The sequence below is a fragment of the Schlesneria paludicola DSM 18645 genome (genome assembly GCF_000255655.1).
Taxonomy (GTDB): Bacteria; Planctomycetota; Planctomycetia; order Planctomycetales; family Planctomycetaceae; genus Schlesneria; species Schlesneria paludicola.
The window spans coordinates 131,786-158,004 of sequence record NZ_JH636436.1; the positions used below are offsets into that span (position 1 = coordinate 131,786).

Genomic DNA, 26,219 nt, shown 5'->3' on the forward strand with positions numbered 1-26,219 from the left:
GATCCACACTTGATCATGTCCGTGTGGTTGAGGCGCACTCGCTCATGGAGCCTGGTGATCCGAAATGCGTTTGCGTTCGGATCCGACCTCGTTTCTTGTATCCGTGGTTCGTCTCACTCGGTCGTATCCCTCGTTACCAAGCTCCCGCTTGGTAACGCCTCTTCACACGCATTTTCCCATCGCGGCGGCATCTGGCGCGGTCTGTCCTGTGCATTTTTGATATCGAGGAGGTGCGTGCGAGGGGCCCAGGCCACTTTTTTGCTTGACGGAAAACGAGATCACATGAGGCGTTACCAAGCGGGAGCTTGGTAACGAGGGAACGAAGGGTTGCCAAGCGGGAGCTTGGTAACGAGGGAACGAAGGGTTGCCAAGCGGGAGCTTGGTAACGAGGGAACGAAGGGTTACCAACAGGGAATTGGTAACGAGGGACATGAGGGACTGAACGAGGAACGAACGGGCAACAGAACCCTATTGGTTTTTCTTAATCGACAGGTCGTACGTTGCTTTCTGGACCTTGGCCTGGCGATCGGAGAGCTGGCGAAGTTGAGTCAGCACGTCCTGATCGAGGGCTTGCTCGCCTTCCACTAATCGTCCCAACTGCTTGGTTCGGCGGTTGACTCGGTATTGCAGCGAACGCAGCATCTTCATTTCCGCCAATTTTTCGACCAGTCCCGATTGTTGCTGCTGCTGTTGTTGCTGTTGTTGTGGGGACTGTTTCTTGTCCTTGAGTTTTTCGAGTTCCTTCTGCAGCGATTCGATCAGTTCCTTCAGGCTTTCAATCGTATCCTGTTCAATGTTCTGCGTGATCTCGCCGACATCGACGCGTTCCAACCGGCGAGCGATTGTCAGCATGTCGTCGCGGATTTGCTCGACCGCCTCGGGAAACGCAATCGACGAGCCTTCTTCTTTGAGCAAGGTCAGAGCTTTCGCTGCCAGGACCGCAATTTCGTCCTCGTTTCGCGCCAGTTCGACGGAACGGTTGCGATGACGGTCGGTGCGCGTCTCAGGCGGAATAGAATGGATTGCCAAGGTCGCGTTGTAGACGATTTCTTGCTTTTGCAGCATGTCGCGGAAACGGGCTTCCATCTGAGCCAGCACCAGTTCGCGTTCTTCTTCGCGCACCTGCCGGAGAATCTCTTCAAGTTTCTCTTTCGCCTTCATCAATTCGGCGATCGCTTTATCTTGCTTGTCCGATGCCCCTTTTTTGTTGTTCTTTTTCAGTTCCTCGATGGCTCGGTCCATCTCTTGTCTCGCCCGCTGAAGCTCGTCACGACCGGGCGTTTTATCCGAGGGCTTCTGCTGCTCGTCCTGTTCCTCTTGAGCCTGATTTTGCTGATCGGGCGAGTCCTGCGGGGGCTGGTCTTGTGGAGGCTGATCCTGTTGTTGTCCTTCTTGAGGCTTTCCGGACGGTTTGCCCTCTTGCGGCTTCCCGTCTTTGGGTTTCGATTTGGAGGGCTTCCCTTGCTGGGATTTGCCACCTTTGGAATCGTCCTTCTCTTCCGAGTCGGATTGATCTGGCTTGGGCTTGTCGTCATCAGACGGTTTTTCGTCACCGGGCTTCTTTTCGTTCGGCTCTTTCTTGTCGTCGTCCGAAGAGTCTGACGGCTTCTGATCCGACGGTTTCCCTTTGCCCGATTCTCCCTCACCGGGTTTGGGCTTTTTGTCCCCTTTCGGCGATTCGCTTTCGTCGGACTCGGCTTTGGGTTTGTCCTTGGAGTTTTCTGCGTCGGATTCGCCTTCACCCGGCTTTGATTGATCGGATTCTTCGGAAGGCTTGGAGCCCTTGTCGTTTTTGGCGGCCTTCTTGGCGGCGTCTTGCGACTGGATTTTCTGGACGAGCTTCTGTGTCGATTCCGCAATTTGCTTTTGACGGTCTTGCAGATCGGGAATCTGGCTGCCGCGTTCGGTCTCGGCCCGGGCTTCGCTTTCTTTGCCGATCAGCTTGGTGACATCTTTGATCAGGTCTTGAATTCGTTTCTTTTCGATTTCAAGGTCATCCTTACGCGCTTCGCTCATCAACAGTTCGAGCAGTGACTGCAGTTCGGCGACGACCAGTTCTTGCCGCTCCACTGCATCGCCCAGTTGGTCCTTCTTGAGCAGATCTGTCAGGCTTTGCATTTGTTCGGGAATGCGGCCTTCCTTGCTGCGTCCGATCGCGCGGACGAGCAGTTCGGCACGGGCCGGGTCCGTCTTGCGCAGATACTCGCTCAATTGCTGAAGCGTGCCTTCGAAGCGTCGGTACTTCATCTCGATCGCTTCTTGGGTCGCCGCAAGATTCGTGGGCGCTTCTGCGGGATCGGTTGCGGGCGAGGGCGTGTCGTCTGCGGAGAACCCCAACGAGGTCAGTGAGACGAGCATCGTCAAACAAAGTGCCGTCCATTGGATTCGACCGTCGATTGTGAATGGCATCGCGAGGTCCTCTGCAGGTCGCCGGTGTGAGAGTCTGGTTTACTCGAGCGCCCTGATGGCTTTCTCTTTGCGTTTTCGTTTCGTTTCTTCGAGCAAATCCATTTCGGCTTTGATCGTCTTCTTCAGATCTTCCAATACTGAATCGAACCGGGCCAGTTCTTGCATCTCGCCCAGAACCCGCTCCAGGTTTTGGATCAACGTCGTCATTTCGGCGATTGATGTTTCCAGCACGCCGACGGGATCGGTGTTCTTATCGAGTGCCAGTTTGAACAGGCCCAGCGCGCCATCGACGCCGGGAAAATTTTTCGTGTTGATCGCATTCAGCGGTCCGAGAATTCGGACGTCGAGCCGTTCGAGCATGGCGGGGGTATCGGCGGCGTTGTTGATCAGTTCTTCACGAATTTCGCCGAACGCCAGTTCGACACCGGCGTTTTCGACGGCACTCTTGCGAATCCCATGCAACGACCGGTCTGCGGCGGCGTTAAGCCCCTGCAGGATCGCCTTCAGGCGGTCGTCATCGGGCGACACATTCGACGATTTCAGTCTGGACCATTCCGGAAGCTTATCGTGCTGCGTCTGCAAATCTTTGAGCGATTCTTTCGTTTCGACAACGATCTGTTCGACGCGTTTACGCAGGCCCAGTTCGCGGCCGTACAGCATCGAGAGCAATTCTTCTTCGGGAATAATCGTAAAGATATATTTCAGTCCCTGCGTGCGATGAGCGGTCGTCGGCGGCGTGGCGGCGGTCTCGTGGGGGGCGGTAGTCGTTGGAACGCCTGTGGGTGAAGGGCCGGGAACGGCGCAGTCGTCGATTGCGGCGACGGTCAATGTCAGCCGCTGCTTGATCGACAGATCGAGCGGTTGGACATCGAATCGTTCGAAGGCTTCGCTTTCGCTTCGCTGCAGCGTGAATTCACGCGGTTCCCCTTCCGGCGGTGCGGCAAGCAGCCGCGGCTGCCATGCGGAGGCGTCATCGACGCGAAAATCGAACTGGGCGGAGGCGATCCCGTAGTCATCGGTGATGGTGCCCACGATTGGAATCCGGGCTTTGCGTGTGATCGAGGTGCCGATGCCTTTCAGCTTTGTTTCCACGAGCGGCGGTTGATCGACGATTCCGTTGATGGCGAACCGAATGGGGGCCGGGCTCGCGATTTGATCGATGTCTTCGAGCGTGATTCGCAGCAGGCTGTCGGGCGGTAACGGAAGTGGCAAAGTCAGTGGTTGGCCGCTTTCGGCTGCGGCGCGGACAACGGAGGGCAGTACCGTCGCACCGTCGGCGACTAGCAGGAACGGAATCGTGAAAGCCATTCGTGAATCGGCCGTCGACATACCCGCGGGCAGTGGGGGCAACGGCACCCGGACTTGTGGTCGCCCTTCCTGCGATTTCAGGACGATGAAGGCCGAGGCCAGTCCCGCGTCGCTTGTTCCCAGTTCGATTTCCCAACGATCAGCCCCGGCGTCGCCTTCCAATCGGGCTCGCTGCAACGGCTTGTTCGCCACGACTTCCATCAGCAGATCCGTCTGCAGCGGCAGCGAAATCTGTGAACCTTTCAATTCGTTCGGCGTGCGGACGAACTGTCCGTTCTCGAGCAGATTGAGGTCGGTGTATGCGGGGTATAGGCTATGCAGGATGACCTGTTTCACTTCCGGCGGCGGAACAACCTCGACGGTATACGGCGCGCTGTGTGTGTAGTCACCGCCCGAGACCCAGAGTCTGGTATCTTCGATCAGTCCCACGATCGTATGCCGGAAGGCGTGGTCGGTGGACGGCGTCAGATAGATCTGTGTCAGCCCACGGCCCATCCGCGTGTCGAGTCGAATTCGATCGGGCGGCGTCTTTCCTTCCGGGACTTCGATGACCAGCGACAGGTCGCCACCTTTGGGGTGGCGGTACCGTCCGTCGACAAATTCTCGCACCCGGTCGCCGGGCTGAACGATCACTTTCAGGACCAGGTTTGTCTCGCGCGGCCAGTACCCATCACGCAGGCTAAGATACCCGGCGACCCAGCGTTCCATCGCGGACGAATCGACGACCATCAGGCCCAGGATCGAAGCGACGAGTCCCACGGCGACGATGGCCGCGCGTCGAAGTGGTCGATGGTTAAAGACGGATCCCAGATCAAGTTGTCGAGCAGTGTGCGCCACGTCGGTTAGCGTTCGCTGCAGCATCGCGGCCGTAACGGGGGAATGTGTTTCCACCAGACCTTCGGACGCTTCGACGGCGGTGATCAGCCGGTCGTCGAGCTCTGGGAAGCGTCGTTCGAGAATCAGCGCCAGCGCCTTGGTGCGAAAACTGCGGAACAGCCGCAAGGCAATCCACGAGAAGGCTCCGGCCGCGACCAGTCCGATGCCAGTGATAAGCACCGTCGCGCGAAACCAACGCGGCAGTTCAAGATGACTTAGGTGAAAATAGGCCCAGTCGAAGGCAAAACTGAGCCAGAAGATCGTTCCGAGCACGACAACGACCAGTGCCAGGCCCTCCCACAAGACGTACATGCGGATCCGTGAACGTAGATCGTTCAGCAGTGTTTTGGTTTCGATCGGCAGTGAATTGGGGTTCGTCATGGGTTCGATACCGGTCAGGCCAGCTTCAACAATTTTCTCGTGAGCCACTCGGCGGACAGCAGGATGACCATCAGGTACATCACCCAGTCTCGATCCCACAACGTTCTGAGACGCTCGGGCACGTAGAACTGTTCCCCTCGATCGGGCAATAATCCCGAAAGTTCTTCGGCGGCGTTTGCCAGCGTCAGATACTGCCCTCCCGTATCACGGACCAGATCCGTTAACAGTCTGACATTCTGGCGGATGTTTTCATCCTCTAATTTGGGCAGGGCGACCACAATTTCGTCGGTCACCTGCTCACGTGAATCCGGCAGGTTCAGTTCCAGTTTATAGGTGCCGGGCAGGCTGACGCGAAAATCGCCGACGAAGATTCCGGGGCTGCTGGGGTCGCGGCGCAATTGACGCGGGGGCGTCAGCGGCCGCCCCGTGGGGTCGTACACTTCCAGGGTCACGGTGGCGATGTCGAGCGGTTCATATTTGGCGTCAAGGACCCGGGCGCGGACACGTGCCGTCTGTCCGATCAGCAGTTTGTGACTGTCGGGCATGAGCAAGCCCCGCTTGGTTCCGCGTTTGGCGCGACCTTGACCGACTTCGCGAATCGTTTTGATCCAGAAGCGGTCGTAATCGTCTTCGCTGACGGCGCGTAATCGCCACATTTCAGCGCTGCCCAGGTAGAACACGAACCCTTTGTTGATCGGCTGGCCCGCCATCAGGACCGGCGGTTCGGCGTCAACGCGTGAGAAATTCGCATAGACCTTGGCGCCGGCCTTATGTCCATTCGTGGGATAGCATCGGAAGACGCCAGGAAACTCTTTCCACCGGGCGGCCGACGTGATCGGATCGTCAGTCAATTGCAGAAAGCCCAGGCTTTGTCCTTCTTTTGTGAATTGGACGGGCCAGGGCTGGCTGGAATCCTGATCGAAGCGCGCGGCGCTGAAGTAGGAACTGAGCATCACCGGATAAAGATCCAGCAGCGGTCGAAATTGTTCGTCACCGGCGCCAGTGTTGTTGGGGTCGCTCATCCCAGCCAATGCTGGCGTGTTGACGTCTCCCGCAACCAGGATCAAACCCCCACCTTCCAGGCTGACCCAGTCGTAAAGCAGCTTGAACGAATCGGGGGGAATCGCTTTCCAGTCGGGATCGAACGCCATCACGACGTCGTATTCATAGAGCCGTTCGCGATTGTCGGGAAACGAAGCCAGCAGTTCGTTCGATTCTTGGCTGGTTCCCCGTGTCCCCGTTTGCAGGAAGACGTCGACATCGAACGACTTGTGCCGGAAAAGCAGGTTTCGCACGAATTGATAGTCGCGCATCGGGCCTCCCGCCACCAGCAGCACGCGAGTCGGGCGATCGAACACATTGACACTGAACGATTGTTCGTTGTCCTGTGAATTGAACTCTGCAATTCGAGTTGGAGTGGACGTTCGCACCATGTAGGTGACACGACCGGCTTGCGTCGGACTGCGTGAGAATTTGACTTCGACCGGCAGCCCATCTTCAGGAAGCATCGTCGTTTTTTTCTCGACACTGACCGGCTCGGTCTCACCCGGTGACGTCATCAAGAGTTCGACGTTGGCTTCACGGCCTGCCAGTCCATTTCCCTGGATGAACGCCGTGATTTCGAACGGGTCCCCCATCTGCACATCGGTTGGTGCGGCGATCTCTGAGACAGCCAGATTTACGGGTTGGTCGGTCGTACCGGTTCCGACCGCAATCAGGCGGACCTTGGCGGCCAAAGCGCGGTCGTGTGCGGTGGTCGGATCGATGCCCGCATTGGAGACACCGTCCGTCAGGACCACGATTCCCGAGAGCGTGCGTCCGGCCGCCTGTCGGATGAGTTCGGTCAAGCTCTCACCCAGCCGTGATTCCAACCCGCGTGGCCGCAGGACTTCGTCCCAATCAAGCGGCGGTTCGGGGTTTGAGCGGGGATCCTTGGCGGCGGGGCTGGGCTCCACAATCCGCGGGAACACACGATGCGGTCCGCTCAGGGCCGAATCAAATGTGAACAGACTGACTTCATGTTGTTTCCGAAGCGTTTCGATGATGGGCGAGTCGGCCATCAGCTTTTTGATGGCATCGGTTCGCGAGAGTCCCGGGGCGATGGTTCCCGATTCGCTCGGACCGTCGGCTGGATGCCGCATCGAGAGAGACGTATCGACGAGGAACGCCACGCGCGAAGATCGGTACGATTGCTTCTGGGTTCTGTCTGAGGGATTGAGGGCGATGATCAGCACCATGGCCAGTGTGGCCAGTCGTAGCGTCGTCAGCCAGATCCTCCAGAACGGTGAGAAGTCGGCGGAATCCCGGAGGTAGAGCCAGATCGTCCAGACGAAGACGGCCGCTGTGCCGCCGATCAGCAGCAGCCATCCCAGCGGGGTGACAGGCCAATCAAACTCGCGCACGGTCAGCGTCGCCGCATCGGCAGCGGCCAAAAGGGGAATCAGGGAGTTCGTGACCGAATCAAACATCAATACGTTTCATCTGTTGATCGCGATCGTCACGGCGATGGTTCGCAATGAGACGCGTCTGTTGTGCACAATTCCGTTTCGAATCGTCTGTTTTTTTGCTTTTTGCTCGATTGGAATCTTCATTTATTTGTGGGAGGCCACTTTTCCGCGTGGTGGATGGTAGCTGAGCCGATACGCGAACGCTTGTTCAACCAGCATCAGGAGGAACAACAGCGAAACCAGCCAGCGACGAATTTCCGACCCGGCTTCGCGTCCTTCCACCCAGTCGAGTTGCCCGTATTCCTGGATCGTGATTCCAGAAAGGTTACCCAAACGCTTTCGAAGTTCTGTCGTCGACGACAGTTCCAGGTCCCCTTCCGTCGGGACGGTATTATAAGCGATCAGGCGGTCTTCGCTGACCTGACTTTGTCTCAGCAGTCTCACTGTATAAATGCCAGGTTCATCGGTTTCGTCGAATGTTGCCGTCAGTCGATGTGGCTTGTTGGTCGCGTCGCCGCTCGTTGAAGTCTCGCCGCCGTTGACCTCGGGCGAGGCCTGAAGTCGCGTTGTGCGGTCACCTTCATCTCCCGGCGTGAGGATCTCGACGGTTTCCGAGTATTCGACCGGGTCGAGCGACAGGGTAATCGGTTCGCCGACGAAGCGGTGTTCGGGGTTGCGATCCGTCCGCGCCAGATATTTTGCGAGTTCCAGTTGCACCACGACATAGCTGTTGTCGGTGGCCCAGTTGTTCCAGTCGGGTTGAACGGTCGTCAGGCAGGTGACAATACGTCCTTTGCCGAAGGGATGTTCAAGGAAGAGTGGATCTTGAGTTCGCAATGTGGCGATCGTCTTCACGCGGTCTTTTCGCTGCTGATCATCCCGCACCCAGTCTTTGGCGGTTGGAAAGTAGCGGAAGATCCGGACCAGATTGATCAGTGCGTTATCTTCACCGGCGAAAATTCGAAACATCGGATGTCGGGCTGTTCGCAGGTCGGCACCTGTCGACGTGGGATCGACGGGCAGATCTTTTGGTGCGGAATCCAGCGGGATGGGAAACAGCCCGGTGCCTTTGCGGAACAGGGCTTCGTTGTAGAACGTGGGCTTGATGGCATCACCGACGAACCAGCCCAGCCCGCCCCCGGCCGCGACGAATCGTTCGACGGCATCGACAGAATCCGCAGGAAGCTCGGCAATGTTCAGCAGGTAGATGCAGGCGAATCCCTCCAGCGGACGGCGGCGCAGCGATTCGACATTCTCGACCGTGGCGTTGTAGCCGGTGGCTTTGGGGTCTGCGGCGATCGCGTCCGCCAGATACGAGGCGTCTTCACCAGCGGGATCGCCGTCGACGATCAGGATGGGAACGGATCGGGCGACATCGACGGCCAATGAGCGGGTATTGTCTTCGGGCAGTGCGTCGGGTTCGAGGGTCACGCGTAGCCGGTGCGTCGTCGGTGTCGAGAACCGCACTTCGAATTCGTGGGTGACTTCGGTTCGGGCGTCGATTTTCTCGAAGACGACCGTCGTGGGCAACTTTTCGGCGTTGTCGAAGATCGAGACTCGGACATCCGCGGCCACTTGATCGCCAAAATTTTTGACGGCGACCCGCATTCGCAGGGGTACATCGACGGCGGCCACCTGGATCTCACCCGACAAGTCGGTGATTCCCAGATTGGGATGCGTTTCAGGGACGGCGCGCACGAGATTCACCGAGACTCCCGCGGTTGACAGTTCTTCGATGGCCGAGGTGATCGCTTTCTGATCCTGCCAATCGTGTTCGCGGAAATCCGAGATCACATGCAGGTGCTGGATGGTTCCTTTTTCTCCCGCCAGCAGTTTTTTCGCGCCCAGCAGGCCCGTGGCCAGATCGAGTGCCTGATGCGTGCACTTGAACGTCTGCGGATCGAGTTTCGAGGCCAGTTCCGTGACGAAATCTTCGTTGACATTGCGTTCGACGAAGAACGGCTGTTCGGGTTCGGACAGGCGAATCAAAGTCAGTTTTTGCGTATTGGGCAGTTGCGCACCGCCCGCGACGAGTTGATTGACGATCTTGACGGCCTGAGTAAATCCGTTGGTTTCGGCCCAACGGTCGCGCATCGACAGGCTGTCGTCGATCAAGACCACATGATGCGACTGAGCGCCACGAAAGACCGACATTTGTGCCGGATCGAGAATCAGCCGTGATATCAGCAGGACGATTCCGATCACGATCAGAATTCGCAGCAAGAGCAGAAGCAGTTGTTCGATCAGCAGCCGTCGTTGATTGCGTTGCTGGCTTTGCAGCAGGAATTCCATGGCGGCAAAGCGAACTCGCCGATATCGCATCCGATTGATCAGATGGATGATGATCGGGGACGCAATCAGGCACATTCCTCCCATGACGAAGGTGGGATTGAAGAAGTGATTAGCGAGCCAGGCTGTCATGTCGTGTTCGTCTCGGGGCCGTTACGTCGTCATTTCTGGCCGTTACAAGTTGCGTTTCGCATTCTCGGAAGGCTTCGGGCGGGGTTTACCGCGTCGAGTTCTGGGTCACGTTCGCACCGACTGTCGCATGCCGACCCGATGTGTCAAGTAATACGAAAGTGCGGCATCCAGGTGCTGACTGGTCCGAATGGTCTGGAAGTCGATCATCTGCTTGGCGCAATTTCGATGCAGATCTTCGACGAAGGCTTTCACGGCCTGCATGTAACCATCCCGTAATGATCGGGGATCACAGACGAGGTCGCCCATCTCTTCCATTCCTTCGAACTTCGTCGTTCCGGCGTAGTTGAAATCCAGTTCCTGGTCGTCCATGACATGCATCACCATGACATCGTGACCGCGCGTTCGCAGTTGTTTCAGGCCCTTGAAAAGTCCTTCACGATCGACGAACAGATCCGAGATGACGACGATCAGCCCGCGGCGTGTCTGTTCATCGACAACCTGGGCCAAGAGACGCTGCAGGTTCGTTTTTTTCGCAGGGTTCTGCTGATCCAGCGTAGCCAGGATGGCATGCAAATGGTTCTGTTTACTGCTGGCGGGGACGCGGGCACGGATTTCATCATCGAACGTGGTGATGCCCACCGAGTCCTGTTGCCTGAGCAGCATGTAGGACAGCGCCGCGGCGATCTGGCAGGCGTACTCGTACTTGGTCAAGGGGCCGGAACCGAAGAGCATCGATTCGGACAGATCGACCAGCAGTGTCGTCCGCAGGTTGGTCTCTTCTTCGTACTGTTTGATGTAATAGCGATCGGTCTTGGACCAGACCTTCCAGTCGATCCGACGGATGTCATCACCGGGCGCGTATTCACGGTGCTGCGCGAACTCGATCGACTGACCCAGGTAGGGGCTGCGGTGCAATCCTGACAGGAACCCTTCGACGACGTTCCGCGCCAGGATTTCGAGTCGCGCGATGCGAGCGACCGCCTCAGGCGGCAAAAATCTTCGCGAGGTTTGGGTCACGTGTCAGTTCACCTTCCTTCGAGGGGGTCGACTTGATCAACTGCTCGACCACCTGGTCCGAGGTGATTCCTTCGCTTTCAGCGGAGAAATTGACCACGATGCGATGTCGCAGCACGGGGGCCGCCAGTGCCTGAATGTCGTCGGTCGACACATATGTCCGGCCATTCAGCAGGGCACGTGCTTTACCGCCCAGCAGCAGGAATTGCACGGCGCGTGGACCGGCACCCCAGCTCAGTTGATCGCTGACGAACTGCGGGATGCCCGCTTCGCCAACACGGGTTTGTCGGACGAGCGCCAGGGCATAGTCGACGACATGATCGCTGACCGGAACCTGCCGGACCAACCGCTGCAGCGCGAGGATTTCGCTCGCGTCGAGCACCGTCTGGATTTCGTCGGACTGTACGGACGTGGTGCGTTTGGCGATTTGACGCTCTTCTTCGAACGACGGATAGCGAACGAAGACTTTGAACATGAACCGGTCCTGCTGCGCTTCGGGCAGCGAGTAGGTTCCTTCCTGTTCGATCGGATTTTGGGTCGCCAGCACGAAGAAGGGGTCGGCCAGGACGTGGCGCATCTGGCCGACGGTCACCTGACGTTCCTGCATCGCTTCCAGCAATGCCGCCTGGGTTTTGGGCGGGGTGCGGTTGATTTCGTCCGCCAGCACCATGTTGTGGAACAAGGGGCCCGAGATGAAACGGAATTCGCGTTTGCCGGTTTCGCGATTTTCCTGCAGCACGTCGGTGCCGGTGATGTCGGCCGGCATCAAGTCAGGTGTAAACTGGATTCGAGCGAAACTCATCGACAGGCAGCGGGCCAATGAACTGATCATCAGCGTTTTGGCCAGGCCGGGCACCCCCTCGAGCAGGCAGTGTCCGCGACTGAATAAGGCGATCAGCAGTTGCTCGATCACATGATCCTGGCCGACGATGACTTTGGACATCTGTTCGCGAATCGACCGATAGGCTTGGCCGAGTTTGGCGATGGACGCTTCGATCTCGGGCTGTGACACGGGGTCGCTCATGACGACGCGGTCTCCTCAACTGGCGTATGAATTTCTCCAGCGCATGCTAGCGGCTGGCGGAACCGGACGCGACCCCCGCTATTCAGTTTTCACGTACGAATCCCTCGATCCGTCGTGTCGCCGGGCGAGCCGTTTCCAGACATTGTGACACTTTTTCCGGTACGGGTCCGAGTTTCGGTAACCCATTGAATCGTCCCATCATACGCTTGTTCGCGTCACCTGATGGGCAGAATCTGCTGGAACGCGTCGTTCTCAGACAAAAAAGGGAGTGACTCGGGTGGACAATGCCTAGCCGATCCACTGGCCAGCGCTATGATTGGGCGTTCCTCATACTGTCAGCCTGTTGAAAACAGGGCGTCGGCACCGCGTCCGCGGGCATTCCCCTCAATGCCCGTTGGGTCTCGATGGAGTCAGCCCCGTTTTCAACAGGCGGGAAACTTGTGGTGAGACCGTGATCGCGTCGTTCTTTCGAAAAGTCGTCACGGGATTGCGTCGACTTAGTGGACAAGCGATCGAAATCAGTCTTTCCTCGGCACGGCATCGGTGCGAGCAAATCCAGCGGCGCATTGAGGAACTTTCGCCGTTGCGCGATGACGAATTGCAAAAGCGTGTCGTCGATGTCAGGGCTCGCACCCAGAGTGGGGCGACGCTGAACGACGTTCTGGTGGAAATGTTTGCGCTGGTCAGCGTGGCTGCCCGGCGGACGCTGCACGTCACGCCGTTCGACGTGCAATTGCTCGCGGGGCTTGCGATTCATGAAGGCAAGATCGCGCAAATGCAGACCGGTGAGGGAAAAACTCTGGCGGCGGTGTTCCCCGCCTGTCTGAACGCCTTACTGGGCCGCGGCGTACATGTGCTGACGTTCAACGACTACCTGGCCGAGCGCGATGCCAACTGGATGCGGCCGATTTACGAATGGCTTGGACTTTCGGTCGCCTGCGTGGTCTCACGGATGACGCCGAGCGAGCGTCGGGCCGCCTATCAGTGCGACGTCACTTATTCCACGGCAAAAGAAGCGGGCTTTGATTTCCTGCGGGATCAACTGGCGGCAAGTCCCGATCGCCATGTTCAGCGGGGGCATTTCTATGCGATCGTGGACGAGGCCGATTCGCTGCTGATCGATCAGGGGCGAATCCCGATGGTCATCGCCACCCGCAGCAGCAGCCATGCAGACGACCTATACCACTATGCCGATCTGGTGCGGCGGCTGCGGCCGCGAATTGACTATGGGACAGACTCGGCCTGGAGAAATGTCAGCTACAACCCGCCGGGACTCAATCGTCTGCGGCGTGAGTTAGGCTGTGGTGAGCTTCACACCGAAGAGAACGCCAATCTCTTGGCTCGGTTGAATCTGGCGCTGCACGCCGAGGTACTGATGCGGCGCGACGTTGATTACCTCGTGCGGGCGGGGCGGATCGAACTGGTCGACGAACTGACCGGACGCGTCGTCGAAAATCGCCGCTGGCCCTGGGGACTGCAGGCCGCCATCGAAGCCAAAGAGAAACTCGAGATTCAGCCGCAAGGCAAGATCTTGAACTCAATCACACTTCAGCATTTCTTGAAGTTGTATGCGAGGATCGGTGGCATGACGGCGACCGCCGAAGAGGCCGCACACGAACTTCACGAATTCTACGACACCAGGATTGTGATCATTCCGCCGAACCGGCCCTGTCGCCGGCAGGATTTCTCGGACTGGATTTTTGTCACTCAGCGGCAGAAGTTCGCCGCCATCGTGGACGAGATCGACAGCGCGCACCGTCGGCGAAGGCCCGTACTTGTCGGAACCGCCAGTGTGGCAGAATCGGAATATCTCGCAGAGCAATTAATCCGGCGCGGCATTGCGTGCAATGTGCTGAATGCGAAGAACGACGAGCGCGAAGCGGAACTCATTGCCGAGGCGGGGGCACTTGGAGCCGTGACGATTTCGACCAACATGGCAGGACGCGGTACCGACATTCGGTTGGGCGGTCACGATGAGTCCGACCATCCGGCGGTCGTGGAACTGGGCGGCCTGTTTGTCATCGGAACCAGCCGGAACGAATCTCGACGAATCGACAATCAATTGCGGGGGCGGGCGGGACGTCAGGGGGATCCCGGCGACACTCGGTTCTTTGTCAGCTTTGAGGATGAACTGCTCGTCCATCACGGTCTCACCGAAGACGATGCAGGCCTGGCGAGGTCCGATGCGGGGGCGGAAAATCGTGCGGCGGGCGAACGGATCGCACATATCCAACGCGTGGTCGAGGGCGCGAATCTGGAGATTCATCGGACGCTCAGAAAGTATTCCCATCTGGTCGAACAGCAACGTCGAACCGTTCAGGACTATCGCTTACTCGTCATGCGCGGTGTCGACGAAGTGAATCCGCTGCGATTGTCTGAGGATGGGTTCTTCCAAAATCGTGTCGCCCGATTCGGACAGGCCGCCGTGGACAAGATTGAACGACAGGTCACGCTGCAGGCGATCGATGATTGCTGGTCGGACTATCTCGAACGCGTGGCCGAAATCCGCGATGGCATCCATCTGGTCAGTATGGGCGGGTTCGATCCGCTGGTTGTCTATAACGACGAACTGGCCAGCGCGTTCCGAACGTTTTTCAAACGCGTCGAAGCGAAGTCGTCGCTGGCGTTTCGCGAATTCTTCCAGCATCGCGAGACACTTTCCGATCACGATGAGGCGACGAATGGGTCGTCGACCACGTGGACGTATATGGTGAATGACAATCCGATGGGGGATCTGTTTGAGCGGATTCGCCGGAACGTGAAGCAGGCGATCTACAGGTAAGACGAGGTGTCCAGTGGCGATGCCAAACGCGGTCATTTCTCGTTACCAAGCTCCCGCTTGGTGACGCTTTCTGCACATCAGAAATGTGTAGGTTGGTCCGAGACCACTTTGCGGCTCGACTGAAAATTGAATCGCATGAGGCGTTACCAAGCGGGAGCTTGGTAACGAGGGGAACGAGGGGAACGAACGAACAAACGTGAAGCACGTGATCCGCCGATGAGATCTTCCAGTTCAATCGACGAAGACGAACTCGTTTGTCAGCAGCAGGGCGTGTGCGAATTGGGACCATGCGGCGGCGGTGGGTTCGGTTCCCAGGAATTCGCTGGCCAGTCGCAGTTCGTTTGGTTTCGGCGTTCGCTGGAACAAGATCTGATACAGGCGGCGGACACGCTCGCCCACGTCAGTTTGAGAGCCAAGCTCAGGTCGTGTCGGAATGGTGTCGGCGACCGCTTCGATCAAGCGGCCATTCATCATGAACAGCGCTTGCGGTGAGATGGTGGTGGTCTCGCGCTGACCGCTGGTCGCGGCGGGGCTGGGGAAGTCGAACACGCTGTAGATGCCCGGCAGGTCGAGCCTGTTCAGGAACGAGTACAACGTACGGCGCGGTTGAAACCCGTCGAGGAGATTCTGGGAACGACCGCCGATTCGATCCTGCAACTGCCCGGTCACGAAGACCAGAGCGTCGCGCATCGCTTCAAAATCAAGGCGGCGACGATTGAACCGATGCCACAACCGATTTTCAGGGTCGGTACCGTCGTTCGCCGCGTCGCTGACCTGGCGATAAACCTGGCTGGTCATCACGGTTCGCTGCATTCTTTTGACGGAATAGCGGCGACCAGATGCATCGTGGCGTGCAAGGTCGATGTTCTGACCCACAGTCGCCGGGCCGCTGAACTCTTTCGCGAGCCAATCGAGCAGTTCGGGATGCGTGGGGGGATCGCTGCGAACTCCGAAATCGCTAGGGGTTCGTACGAGTCCCAATCCGAAATGGTCTTGCCACAAGCGATTCACGAAGACACGGGACGTCAGTGGATTGGCCGGATCGACGATCGCCTGGGCCATTTCCAATCGGCCACTACCCTGCTCGAACGGGCGTCCATCGGAGATCGCCGACAGAAAATGCCGCGACACGGTCTCGCCGGGGCGACTGGGGTTGCCTCGTTGAAAGACGCGAGGTTCATGAAGTTCGCCATCGAGCAGAACCATGGCCCGGGGTGGGGCACCGGGACCATTGATGATCCATTGCTCGACGTCTTTCAGCACCTTCTGATATTCACCCTGCGATACACGATCGGGTAACAGGGATAAGAAGCCCCAACCGAAGATGAGCGGAACGTTCGCCGGAGCAAACTCGCCATACAGTTCCTGACGCAGAGCTTCTTTGTCGGGGTCCTCGAATGCGACCGGAATGGGGCGCTTCAGAACAATGGCCTCTTGCAGCCGGACTTGCCATTCCTGGTGGACTGACTTCATCAAATCGCCGTACCGAGAGGCGAGTTCATCAATCGACGCGGGGGCGGTGGCGCCGGTGAACAGTGCCGTGACCAGGCGGTTCGTGGCCCCACGTGCACCGCGTATGATTTGCGTTTGCAGTCGGTCTCGTTCGGCGGCGAACTGGTCGTCTTTGGCTTTGGCCAACACGAACCAGGGACCCCAGACCGGATGCGTCGGCTCGAGCGCGTGGGTTTGTCCTGTCGTGACGGGCACGGCTGCGGTGGCGATCGGTTCAAGGACCGCGGATAGTTTTTCGAGATAAGACTGCCATCGAACGATCATCGCCGGATTCAGATCGTCGGGGTCGGCGATCAACATAAAGTCGTCGACGGCGGGCCGTTCTGCCGCGGCACGAGCCGCCAGCAAGTATTCAGCGACGCGCGTTCTGGCTCCGTTGACCAGTGCGGCATGCTTCTGATGAATGAAATCGTCGAGCTTCTGTTGTCGCACCGACAGTTCGATCGTGAAGCGGTGATACTCGGCCGATTCTGTGGTCGTTGCGAGTTGAGGCGGGACGAGCGGTTCGACGGTACTGCGAAAGACACCGTACAGCGAATAATAGTCAGCGGTCGGAATGGGGTCGTACTTGTGGTCATGACATCGCGCACAGGTGACCGTCAGACCCATCAACCCGCGTGTGACGACATCGATTCGATCGTCGATGATGTCGTGGACGTTGCCCATGAAATGGCTGCCGACGGTCAAATACCCCATCGCGGCCAGCGAACTGTCGTCACCGTGTCGATCGAGTTGATCCGCGGCCAGTTGTTCGACAATGAACTGATCGTACGGCTTGTCGTCGTTCAGCGACTTGATCACATAGTCCCGGTAGGTATAGGCCCAGGGATACGACGGTTCTTCGAAGAACACATAGCCCTTGTTGTCGGCATAACGGGCGACGTCGAGCCAATAGCGGCCCCAGCGTTCACCGTAGCGGGGCGATGAAAGCAAGCGATCGATCAGGCGTTCATAGGCATCGGGGGCCTGGTCAGCAAGGAATTCGGCCACGTCATCAGGCGTCGGTGGCAAGCCGTGCAGGTCAAACGTCGCGCGTCGAATCAGCGTACGACGATCGGCTTCGGGGGCGGGCGGTGTGGAGTTCGCATTGAGCTTTTCGAGCACGAATGCGTCGATGGGTGAACGGGGCCAGGTGTTGCCGGGGATGGCAGGGGCGACCGGGTTGGCGACGGGCTGGAAGGACCAGTGCGACTTCCAGGCACGGGCCCTGGCCGATCCTGCTTTTTCGATCGGCCACGGCAGACCCCAGTCGATCCAGCGCGAAAAAGCGGCCACTTGTTCGGGCGTCAATCGGCCATTCGGGGGCATCTTCAGTTCATCGTCATACCGGACGGCATGGACCAGCAGGCTCGCGGCGGCATCCCCGGACTTCACCGTCTCACCGCGATCGCCGCCTTGGAGTACCGCGGCACGTGAATCGAGCCTGAGACCTGATTCCTGTTTGGCGTCGGAATGGCAATTCCAGCATTGGGCTGCCAGGACCGGGCGGATTTGTTTTTCGAAGAATTCGATCTGTTCGCGCGGAAATTCGACGTCAGCGCCAGATGCCGCCACGACAGAGAACAAACCGCACAGAATCGTTTTGATCAGACAAATGTTCGCTCGCATAAACAACAATGTATACGCAGTGGGGAACGAGATTCTACCCAAAATGCGGAACGAGCGTCGTGAGAATCCGGTTGGACGGCCGCGTGTGTCGATGGTGTTCAGTGGTCTGTGGTGACGATGTCTTGATGAGATGACAACGTGGCGTCGTTGCGTTTGCGAGTGCCGCCCGTGGAATGGTACAAGTCATTGTTGATGCCTGGGGTGCAAGCGGCACAGCCACTCTGCCCTGACAAGTGTGCATGCAGCGCCCTCGGGCTGGTCGACTTGCTTGTCGCGAGCAGATCGACGCGTCAAATCCGGTTCTCGACAACTCCACTCGTTGTACCCCATGGTGAAACAGATGACGAATCCGATTCTTGATCGACGTGATTTCCTGAAGGCCGCTAGTCTGGCCGTATCCGCCGGCGCAATGGCTCTGAATAGCTCGGCGTTACAAGCCGCCGATTCCAAGCTAAAGCTTCGCAAAGCGGTCAAGCTGAGTATGGTACGGGGCAAGGGGACCTTGCTCGACAAGTTCAAGATGGTCAAAGAAGCCGGTTTCGAAGGGGTCGATGTCGACAGCGATCAGCCCGTCGAAGAGGTGAAGCGTGCGATGACCGAATCCGGTCTGATCGTGCATGGGATGGTCGACTATGTCCACTGGGGCCAACCGCTCAGCAGTCCCGATGCGGCGGTCCGCGCCAAGGGTGTGGAAGTGCTGCAGAAATGTCTGCGCGAAACCAAAGTCTACGGCGGCACCACGGTCCTGCTCGTTCCGGCCGTCGTCAATAAAGAGATCTCGTACGAAGACGCCTACAAACGATCCCAGGTCGAGATCAAGAAGTGTCTGCCACTGGCATCGGAACTGGGCATCAAGATTCTGTTCGAGAATGTCTGGAACAACTTCCTGCTCAGCCCAGTCGAGATGGCTCGCTATATTGACGAGTTCAACAGCCCTGACGTGGGGTGCTATTTCGACGTGGGCAACATCGTCAATTACGGCTGGCCAGAGCACTGGATCAGAACGCTGGGTCCACGAATCGGCAAGCTTGATATCAAGGAATTCAGTCGCAAAATCGCCAATGAAAAAGGGAAGGGCGCGGGATTCGGTGTGGAGATTGGTGACGGTGATTGCGACTGGCCGGCGGTGATCACGGCTCTGAAGGAAATCGGCTATTCAGGTTGGGCCACGGCCGAAGTCGCGGGCGGCGAACTGGATCGCTTGACCGAGATCGCGCGCCGGATGGATGAGCACATTATCAATCCGTACAACGCGTAGTAGGGGGACGTCGGCGATCAAAACGCCGGTAACCACGCGGACCAGCGCATCGCGGCAACCACGAGTGTTCCCGCGAGGATCGCGAGCACCGCGTGAAAGTTGGATGTTTCCAGCTGACGCGTTGTGCTCGCTCGCAGGGTTCTTGGCACAAAGGTGCCAAGCAGGATCGCCAGCAGGGCCGTCGCCAGAATCAATCCAATCCAGTCTCGGCAAACGGCCGCCGTGGCAAACATCCAGGCCGTTGACCCTGTAATGGCGATCCCAATGTTCCACGCCGCCCCTCGTGTCGGAAAAGGACTTTCGTCAGTTCGTTGAATGACCGCTTGTTCTTCCTTCGTACCATGCTCGCGTTTGATCGCCTTGAGTCGACGATTACCGAGCGTGATCGAGAGTGGTAGCAATAAGCCATAGAGCCCCCAAATCAGTTCCGATGTTCCGCGTGGTGCGTTCGGGAACCAGGTTCGCATCGCCGATTGAGCCGCGAGGAGTGCGGCAATCAGGAGGGAGATCCAAGCGATGAATCGCCAGAGAAATCGCCGCTCGATGCTGGACGTGGCATTGTCGAGCGAACGCTTGGAGCCATAGGCCCCGCCTGCGATGCCGACCAGGGGGCCCAGCAGTGCTCCAAGCCCGGCCCAGGAAGTCAGTCCGGTCGTGGCTGCGACACCGGCTGTCTTGGCTGCGCCGCTGGCGGGCAATGCGAGCAAGATTGAGCCAACAAATCCGTGCGAGACTTTTCGTTTGGACAGTGTCGTCTCGACGAACTCGGCCACTTTCTCTTCCAGCAGTTTTCGGCCTCGGGAAAGACGCTGCCGAACGACGTCGGGAGAGATGTCGAGTGCGGCGGCCACTTCGTCTGTGGTGGATTCGTTGCGATAGTACAGAATCATCGGCTCGCGATACGTTTCTGGAATCTTGTCCAGCACCGACCAAAGCAGCTCGGCTTCTTCGCGCGCGATGGCTTGCTGTTCGGGGGATTCGGCCGGTCGCGATGCTGTTTGATCGTCGAGCGGTTCCGAGGACTCGCGGGCAATCTGTCGTCGTTCGTTCCGAACCAGATTCTTGGCGATCCCACAAAGCCACGCCGCGATCCGTGATGGATCGGCGAGATCAAAATTGCGTTTCCATGCTGTAATGAACGCCTGCTGCGCAATGTCTTCGCTGCGCGCGAAATCTCCGACCTGACTATACGCAACACCAACAACCAGATCGCGATATCGTTCCACGAGTTCGGCGAATGCCGTTCGATCACCGTCTCGCACGGCCAGGATCAGTACGTCGTCTGACGTCTTCGTCATTGTCCCTCTCCCGCGTTCGAGGGACCCAGTGGAAGAATATGGACCACTCTTCGAGACTCTGTTGTGACGGTGTCGCGGACCAGCTTTGTCAGTTGTGCCGCGCTCATTCGTGCGGATGGTTTGGGGGCCGCTTCGGATTCCTGCCCGAGCAACCGAGCTTGCATGATGCGATTCAGGGCATCCTGCAGCATGCACAAACCGATGGCTTCGGATTCTTTCCGCCCTCCTTGCATCAGGGTCGGCGCGGTCTGTCGAATCTGACGCCAGGTCGTTGCCGTCTTCGCCTGAGCTGCCAACAGGGGCAATTGCACTGCCACCGTTGCGCAGGCTTTGTTCAGTAAGGTTTCGAAACGCGAGATCAATAGCGCTTCGACTTGAGCGATGTCCTCGCCGTCGCGGAGGGATGCATACGCGAATAAAGGTAAATCACCCACAATCCAGGAGTTGTTCGAACAACTGACGTGATGGCATTTTGCTTTCAATTCCGCATCGTCGGACAGTGATTGCATCGCGAACAAACCAAGTATGCTCAGCGCGGTGCCGTCTGATGTTTTCGCCGGCGGTTTCCAGGCGATGCAGACGCCGCGAACTTTCGAATCCCAACGAATGGAGTGATGTTTGGGGATGCTGTTCCAATCCCATTCGGGGACGACATGTTCCGACGCGGGAATGGAACTGAGTTGGGCATTCAGGGCCTCACGTGCATCGTGGGCAGTGATGGCTCCCGTGATCGCGATCGTGAGATGTTTGGGGTTGTAATACTGCATGTGAAAGGCCTTCAAGTCATCGATATCGAACGCTTCCATGCCACCTCGAACCAAGGCTCGATCGGATTGAAACCGCCAGGCGTGACTACAGGCCATAAAGGCGTGCTTCAGCATCCCGCTGGACGGGTTTGCTTCGACGACGTCCGTTTCCTGATAGCACCGTTTGGCTTCGGTGACGAGTCGCTGACGCTCGACGGTGAAGCGTTGAATTCGATCTCGTTCGATCTGCAAGACCTTGAGGAACTGGTCTTTGGGTACGAGGTAGTCATAGTGCGTCAGCGTTGGCAATGTTTCCGCGTTGGCAAGCCCAATTTGATTGAGGAACTGCATTGCCTCGCGCTCTGCAAATCCCTCGCATGGTGAACAGCACACGAGATGTTCGAGTAAATGTGCCGCCTGCACCATGCCTTCGGGTTCGTGCAAGAATCCGACGTGATAGACCATCTCCATCGCGATCGTGTCGGCCTGCTCGATCGTATTGACGGAGACTGCCACTCCATTCGTCAATCGAAACGAATTCACTTGAGCGGTTGCCGGAATCGACATCGCCAGGATGACCGCCAATGTGGACCATTGTTTGAACACCGTTGCGTCCTCGTCGTTAGAAAAAACGTCCTGTCCGTAAGCAAGTGTCGCCACACGGCAGAGTGTGACAGGAATTTTGGAAGATTTCTTTGCGGAACATTGATTTGAAGGATGACCGGTCCGATCAGCAACCGCCAAGCGGAGCTCCCCTGAATTGTCTTTTCCCTTGACACTCTAGGGGAGTCGCTTTAGGCTCATTCCCCTAGTCATTCTAGTGGAGTTGATTATGGCCAGCGGCGACAAAGTGAACCTGTTGCAGGGGACACTCGACATGTTGATCCTCAAATCGCTCCACGCGCGGCGGCGACATGGATACGAGATCACGCGTTGGATTCAATCGACTAGCGACGACGTGTTGACGATTGAAGAAGGATCGCTTTATCCGGCGCTGCATCGACTGGAACGGCGGGGCTGGATCACGTGCGAATGGGGGCTCTCGGAATCCAACCGACGTGCCAAATTCTATGAGCTTTCTCGAACGGGCAAAACGCAACTGGTTCGTGAAGTGGACTCGTGGAACATCATCGTGAAGGGGATTACGCAGATCCTGGATGCGAAGGTCCTGGAGGCGACGACATGATTCCAAAGCTGATTTCCAATCTGTTTGACTACCTTCGGACACCCGCGGCGCGATCGGCACAAGAGTTTGGTGACGCGATCGAAGACGAGATCGCATTTCATCTGGCCGAGCGGACGGATGAAAACGTCGCGCGGGGGATGTCGCCCGAGCAGGCTCGTCGGGAGGCGATGGCGAGTTTCGGTGACGCCTCAAAAATTGCCGCGCAGTGTCATCGCGAGGCGGTTCATAGTTTGGCGCTGTGGCATCGGGTGCATCTGGGGATGACGGCCTGTCTCGCCGTGTCGGTGGCGGCTCTCTGGTTTGGGGCCTCGAAACGGGCACTCCGAGTCCCCACGTTGGAGCTTGCTCAGCTACCTCCTGGCATCGCCACGATGCTCGCGCATGACTGGACAGGCGATCTGACGGGTCGGATCGTGGATGAAGAAGGGCGACCGATTCCGAATGCACAGGTTCTGGCCGTCGTGAAAACGTGGCCAGACCAGTCGTACTTCCAGCGGGCGTTTGTGACCGCAACCAATGCGGGTGGTCAATTTTCGATTGAGAATGTGCATCCGATCGATGAACTCTACGAATGTCAATTGGCGGTCATTGCTGAAAAGCGGTTGCTGAAGTCGGCCTACTATGGAAATCAGCATGGGACATTTACTCCGGTCACGTTGCAGTTGCCCCCCGCTTCGAGTTTGACTCTGCGCGTCGAGTCGGACCGTGGTGAAACACTGGCCGGGGTCGACGTGCTGCCGCATCGGCGTGTCGAACCGGGCGGCGAACAGCATCAAGTCTATTTCGACAGTGCGCAGTCGATCATTTCTCAGACCGACCGGGAAGGGTGCGCAACGCTTCCGTACTTTTCGTCAGGTGATATCGCCACGGTTCTGCTGCGCGGCAAGACGGGTGAGTGGCAAACACACGATGTGACCGTCCCCGCTGCGGGCGAGACGATCACGATCCGGATGATGTCAGTTCCGGCTTCCCCATCAGAGGAGTCTTAGGATGTTTGAAGTGTCTTGCAGGATTACTGCGATGGTCGTACTGGTGGTCTATTCCACAGGGGTACTGTTTGCCGCGGACGCGCCGACCGACGTGCTGGTCGAAGACAGCTTTGAATCGGGAACCAAAGAGCCCGACGGCTGGCAGCGCGACGGCGATGTTTCGAGTGTGAGATACGTCTATGACAAGTCGGCCGGATCGGAAGGGAGCCGCAGTCTGGGCCTTCAAAAGGCCGAGAATCGGTACTTTCCGATTGCCGGGTGGTCGAAGTCATTCACGCACAATCGAGCGGAGTCGACGCTCGCCCTGACCGCCAAAGTCAAGGCGGCGAAAGTGACGAAGGCGGTGATCGACGTCCTGTACTTCGATCAGGCCGGAAAGCCTCTTTCGCATGAGTGGGCCGTCTATATCGGTCAGAAAGAACCGAAAGATCCGATCGTGACACACGACTGGAAGTCGTACCGAGGGACCACACAGATTCCCGAAGGGACGAAATCGATCAAGATTGCCTTCCAGATCTATGGGCCAGGTAAAGTCTGGTTTGATGAGCTGAAAGCGAGCTATCTCGATTCTGATGGACAGGTTCCGACGGACGTGTCTGCGAACGAGGGGGGACGCCCGGCAAGTGTGTCCGGCACGAGCGAGCCGCCAACGCCGATCGAGCTCACCGTCCCGTCCGGAGGTTCGACCAGCTACGTTTTGATCAAGCCGGACGCGAGCGCAAAACCTCCGGCAGACGGGTTTCCGTTGCTGATCGTGCTGCCAGGTGGAGATGGTTCGATCGAGTTTCATCCGTTTATCCGTGAGATTCATCGGCAAGGGCTGGGTGGCCGGTTTGTCGTTGCGCAGATGATCGCACCGCCTCAAATCGTCTGGCCCACTCAATCGTCGACCCATCGTGTGGCGGCGACCGAAGCCTCGATCGAGGCAATCATTGCCGATGTTCGTCAGCGATGCGGGCACGATCCGAATCGCGTCTATGCGCTCGGTTGGTCTTCCAGTGGTCCCGCCGTGTATGCCACCGTGCTTCAGGAAAAGACGCCACTCGCCGGTGCGTTCATCGCAATGTCCGTCTTCAAACCGGATCAGTTGCCGCCGATCACAAATGCAAAAGGCCGTCGGATTTATCTGCTGCATTCGCCTGCGGACAAAATCTGTCCGTATTCAATGGCGCAAGATGCGAAAAACAGACTCACGAGCTCAGGTGCCATGGTGACTCTTGTGGACTATGACGGAGGTCACGGCTGGCAAGGTTCCGTTTTTGACAACATTCGCGCGGGGATCGACTGGCTGCAAGCATCACCAAAATAACACAAGAACACTCTTTGTCTGAACCTCCGTGTCTCCCTTACCCCCGCTGGATCCACCTGTACGTTTCGCGTACTTCGGGCGTGCATTGGTGGTAAGGGAGGCACAGAGACGCGGAGACACAGAGGGGATGGAAAGGGTTCTATGGCGCGTCCGTTGGTTCGAGTTCGGCGCGGAGGAGGGGGTGGTCGGAGGCTGAGTTGTTGATGAGAGCGGCGGAGATCGTTTTCAAGCCGCGGGTGAAGATCCAGTCGATCCCCTGGCTGGGCAGCGTGTCGGGGATGGAATCGTGCAGGGGGCTGTGGACGCCGGGGCTTTCGCGCAAGTGGACGAGTAACGGATCGTCGGCGGTCGTGTTCAAATCGCCCATCAGGATACAGGGCGGCTGAAGGCTCTGGAACAGATCGATGACCGCTTGCAGTTGTTGTCGTCGGTCTTTTTCCCGGTCGATGTGCACGGCGATCACGCGAACGTCGGTCGCTTGCAGTTTGATGTTGGCGAGAATGGCATTTCGATAGGCTTTGCCGCGCGTGTTGACCAGAGGGATGCGCAGCACCGAGTTGACCGGAATGCGGTGGATTAATCCATTTCCGAATTGGTCGGACCACCATTGCTGTTCCGTTGGTGCGAAGACCCAACCTCCTTCATTCGTGTCCACCAAGGCTGCCGCCTGATTGGGTTGACGTGCATCCGATTGGGCTCGGACCTCGTACAAGCCAGCGAAATCCACGCCTTCCAGCAGTTTTGCGATCCGGGAAAGGTCGCGCACGCCGTCCGTGCCTTTCCCGCTATGGATGTTGAAACTGGCCAGGGTCAGTCTTGCGGGGGCTTGCCGCAGCGTCTTGGTCGTGACGCTCTGCGGCAATGGACTGGTCATATCCGCAGGACGTCGCTCCGCACCGTCCCAGGCGATCAGGCCGACAAGAGTCACTGTCAGGCCGAGCACGACTGCCTTCCAGCGCGGTGAGGTGACAGTCGAGGCGGGTGTCATGGGAGTGTCTCGCATCTCTCGGGCCATCGCGGTTTTCTGTTCCTGTCGATGAACGCCATCGGCAGCGTTGGTTAGTCCAAATTCATTGCGACACGTTCGGTCGGGCACTGTGTCCCAAACTGGTTCTGGCCTGTCAACGTGGGTTGGATCGCCCGTCGTTGCATTGGGCAATCTCTTGCGTCTCGAAGAATGCGATGAGATCCGGTTCAGGTGAATGGTTGGCCTGGCAGGCGTTCACGAAAATTGGCGTGTTCGACCCGGCTCGTCGGGACGCGGAGGCCTTCTGGGGGTTGAGCTGGTGGAACGGCTGGGCCCTTCGGCTCGCAGGAAATACCACGGTTGGCTGACATTGGCATCCCCCGTACTTTCCTCTGACGAGCAGAAATCCGTCACGGCGTTGCTCGAGGGGGGGGAATGCCCGCTTTTGTCGGGTGGTTTCACTGTCGGAATTCCATGTTGCCCAATTGCCGCATCGCCACGGCCGCGGAGGTGCGCTGTAACGGTCTTGTGGGAAATGTTTTGCGTTGATCTGTGTCGCAAGGGCGTTGCGTTCGGGCATCATTGCGGGGCGGTGCGGTCAAGGTGTGTATCGGGCTCTTTACATTTTTCTTTTCGTATCACAAGTCTTTTTATGTCAGTCTGTTGCGTTCTAATTGTTGTTGT

15 protein-coding genes are annotated in these 26,219 nt (G+C 57.9%); 5 read left to right on the forward strand and 10 right to left on the reverse strand.

The genetic code is table 11. The features are described from left to right. Window positions 1-468: 468 nt before the first annotated feature. The 6 genes from OSO_RS0133575 to OSO_RS0133605 all read right to left on the reverse strand — a co-directional run bounded on the left by OSO_RS0133575 (window position 469) and on the right by OSO_RS0133605 (window position 11,880). Complete coding sequence (locus tag OSO_RS0133575; RefSeq protein WP_010587250.1) at window positions 469-2,409, reverse strand: coiled-coil domain-containing protein; 1,941 nt, start codon at window positions 2,407-2,409, stop codon at window positions 469-471. Window positions 2,410-2,448: 39 nt separating this feature from the next. After that, window positions 2,449-4,974, reverse strand: a complete 2,526-nt coding sequence (locus OSO_RS0133580; RefSeq protein WP_010587251.1) for an AI-2E family transporter — start codon at window positions 4,972-4,974, stop codon at window positions 2,449-2,451. A 14-nt stretch (window positions 4,975-4,988) separates the two neighbouring features. Further along, a complete protein-coding gene (locus OSO_RS0133585; RefSeq protein ID WP_010587252.1) occupies window positions 4,989-7,442 on the reverse strand; it encodes a VWA domain-containing protein in 2,454 nt (817 codons plus the stop codon). Between the two features lie 123 nt (window positions 7,443-7,565). Beyond that, window positions 7,566-9,842 carry an N-terminal double-transmembrane domain-containing protein gene (locus tag OSO_RS0133595; protein WP_010587253.1) on the reverse strand — a complete coding sequence of 759 codons (2,277 nt, stop codon included), beginning with the start codon at window positions 9,840-9,842 and terminating at the stop codon, window positions 7,566-7,568. A 105-nt stretch (window positions 9,843-9,947) separates the two neighbouring features. After that, window positions 9,948-10,859: a DUF58 domain-containing protein gene (locus OSO_RS0133600; protein WP_010587254.1), complete on the reverse strand. Its 912-nt coding sequence runs from the start codon at window positions 10,857-10,859 to the stop codon at window positions 9,948-9,950. Next, window positions 10,825-11,880: an AAA family ATPase gene (locus tag OSO_RS0133605; RefSeq protein ID WP_010587255.1), complete on the reverse strand. Its 1,056-nt coding sequence runs from the start codon at window positions 11,878-11,880 to the stop codon at window positions 10,825-10,827. The genes OSO_RS0133600 and OSO_RS0133605 overlap by 35 nt, the downstream gene beginning before the upstream one ends. A gap of 451 nt (window positions 11,881-12,331) precedes the next feature. Here OSO_RS0133605 and secA2 point away from each other — a divergent pair, with 451 nt between their 5' ends. Beyond that, window positions 12,332-14,662: an accessory Sec system translocase SecA2 gene (gene secA2, locus OSO_RS46165; RefSeq protein WP_010587256.1), complete on the forward strand. Its 2,331-nt coding sequence runs from the start codon at window positions 12,332-12,334 to the stop codon at window positions 14,660-14,662. 231 nt (window positions 14,663-14,893) lie between these two features. On the opposite strand, the gene OSO_RS0133615 is transcribed toward secA2, so the two are convergent. Further along, window positions 14,894-17,782: a PSD1 and planctomycete cytochrome C domain-containing protein gene (locus OSO_RS0133615; RefSeq protein ID WP_010587257.1), complete on the reverse strand. Its 2,889-nt coding sequence runs from the start codon at window positions 17,780-17,782 to the stop codon at window positions 14,894-14,896. A 340-nt stretch (window positions 17,783-18,122) separates the two neighbouring features. Between OSO_RS0133615 and OSO_RS0133620 the strand changes: the two genes are divergently transcribed. Continuing rightward, complete coding sequence (locus OSO_RS0133620; protein WP_157605831.1) at window positions 18,123-19,040, forward strand: sugar phosphate isomerase/epimerase family protein; 918 nt, start codon at window positions 18,123-18,125, stop codon at window positions 19,038-19,040. 17 nt (window positions 19,041-19,057) lie between these two features. On the opposite strand, the gene OSO_RS48950 is transcribed toward OSO_RS0133620, so the two are convergent. After that, window positions 19,058-20,338, reverse strand: coding sequence for an RNA polymerase sigma factor (locus OSO_RS48950; protein ID WP_010587259.1), 1,281 nt, complete (start codon window positions 20,336-20,338; stop codon window positions 19,058-19,060). After that, complete coding sequence (locus OSO_RS0133630) at window positions 20,335-21,690, reverse strand: M16 family metallopeptidase (protein ID WP_157605834.1); 1,356 nt, start codon at window positions 21,688-21,690, stop codon at window positions 20,335-20,337. The genes OSO_RS48950 and OSO_RS0133630 overlap by 4 nt, the downstream gene beginning before the upstream one ends. Before the next feature lie 226 nt (window positions 21,691-21,916). Here OSO_RS0133630 and OSO_RS0133635 point away from each other — a divergent pair, with 226 nt between their 5' ends. From OSO_RS0133635 to OSO_RS0133645, 3 genes are read left to right on the forward strand one after another with little or no spacing between them, the layout of a single operon-like run. Then, window positions 21,917-22,270: a PadR family transcriptional regulator gene (locus tag OSO_RS0133635; protein ID WP_010587261.1), complete on the forward strand. Its 354-nt coding sequence runs from the start codon at window positions 21,917-21,919 to the stop codon at window positions 22,268-22,270. Continuing rightward, window positions 22,267-23,259: a carboxypeptidase-like regulatory domain-containing protein gene (locus tag OSO_RS0133640; protein ID WP_010587262.1), complete on the forward strand. Its 993-nt coding sequence runs from the start codon at window positions 22,267-22,269 to the stop codon at window positions 23,257-23,259. The genes OSO_RS0133635 and OSO_RS0133640 overlap by 4 nt, the downstream gene beginning before the upstream one ends. Window position 23,260: 1 nt before the next feature. Beyond that, complete coding sequence (locus OSO_RS0133645) at window positions 23,261-24,568, forward strand: alpha/beta hydrolase (protein ID WP_157605837.1); 1,308 nt, start codon at window positions 23,261-23,263, stop codon at window positions 24,566-24,568. 139 nt (window positions 24,569-24,707) lie between these two features. On the opposite strand, the gene OSO_RS0133650 is transcribed toward OSO_RS0133645, so the two are convergent. Continuing rightward, complete coding sequence (locus OSO_RS0133650) at window positions 24,708-25,583, reverse strand: endonuclease/exonuclease/phosphatase family protein (RefSeq protein WP_157605840.1); 876 nt, start codon at window positions 25,581-25,583, stop codon at window positions 24,708-24,710. Window positions 25,584-26,219: the final 636 nt, after the last annotated feature.

What these genes read in the sequence shown, in the direction of transcription:
- OSO_RS0133615 (WP_010587257.1), bottom strand. Translation starts at nt 17,782, where the DNA reads ATGCGAGCGAACATTTGTCTGATCAAAACGATTCTGTGCGGTTTGTTC.
- OSO_RS0133640 (WP_010587262.1), top strand. Translation starts at nt 22,267, where the DNA reads ATGATTCCAAAGCTGATTTCCAATCTGTTTGACTACCTTCGGACACCC.
- OSO_RS0133575 (WP_010587250.1), bottom strand. Translation starts at nt 2,409, where the DNA reads ATGCCATTCACAATCGACGGTCGAATCCAATGGACGGCACTTTGTTTG.
- OSO_RS0133595 (WP_010587253.1), bottom strand. Translation starts at nt 9,842, where the DNA reads ATGACAGCCTGGCTCGCTAATCACTTCTTCAATCCCACCTTCGTCATG.
- OSO_RS0133605 (WP_010587255.1), bottom strand. Translation starts at nt 11,880, where the DNA reads ATGAGCGACCCCGTGTCACAGCCCGAGATCGAAGCGTCCATCGCCAAA.
- OSO_RS0133635 (WP_010587261.1), top strand. Translation starts at nt 21,917, where the DNA reads ATGGCCAGCGGCGACAAAGTGAACCTGTTGCAGGGGACACTCGACATG.
- OSO_RS48950 (WP_010587259.1), bottom strand. Translation starts at nt 20,338, where the DNA reads ATGACGAAGACGTCAGACGACGTACTGATCCTGGCCGTGCGAGACGGT.
- OSO_RS0133585 (WP_010587252.1), bottom strand. Translation starts at nt 7,442, where the DNA reads ATGTTTGATTCGGTCACGAACTCCCTGATTCCCCTTTTGGCCGCTGCC.
- OSO_RS0133620 (WP_157605831.1), top strand. Translation starts at nt 18,123, where the DNA reads ATGACGAATCCGATTCTTGATCGACGTGATTTCCTGAAGGCCGCTAGT.
- OSO_RS0133645 (WP_157605837.1), top strand. Translation starts at nt 23,261, where the DNA reads ATGTTTGAAGTGTCTTGCAGGATTACTGCGATGGTCGTACTGGTGGTC.
- OSO_RS0133580 (WP_010587251.1), bottom strand. Translation starts at nt 4,974, where the DNA reads ATGACGAACCCCAATTCACTGCCGATCGAAACCAAAACACTGCTGAAC.
- OSO_RS0133650 (WP_157605840.1), bottom strand. Translation starts at nt 25,583, where the DNA reads ATGGCCCGAGAGATGCGAGACACTCCCATGACACCCGCCTCGACTGTC.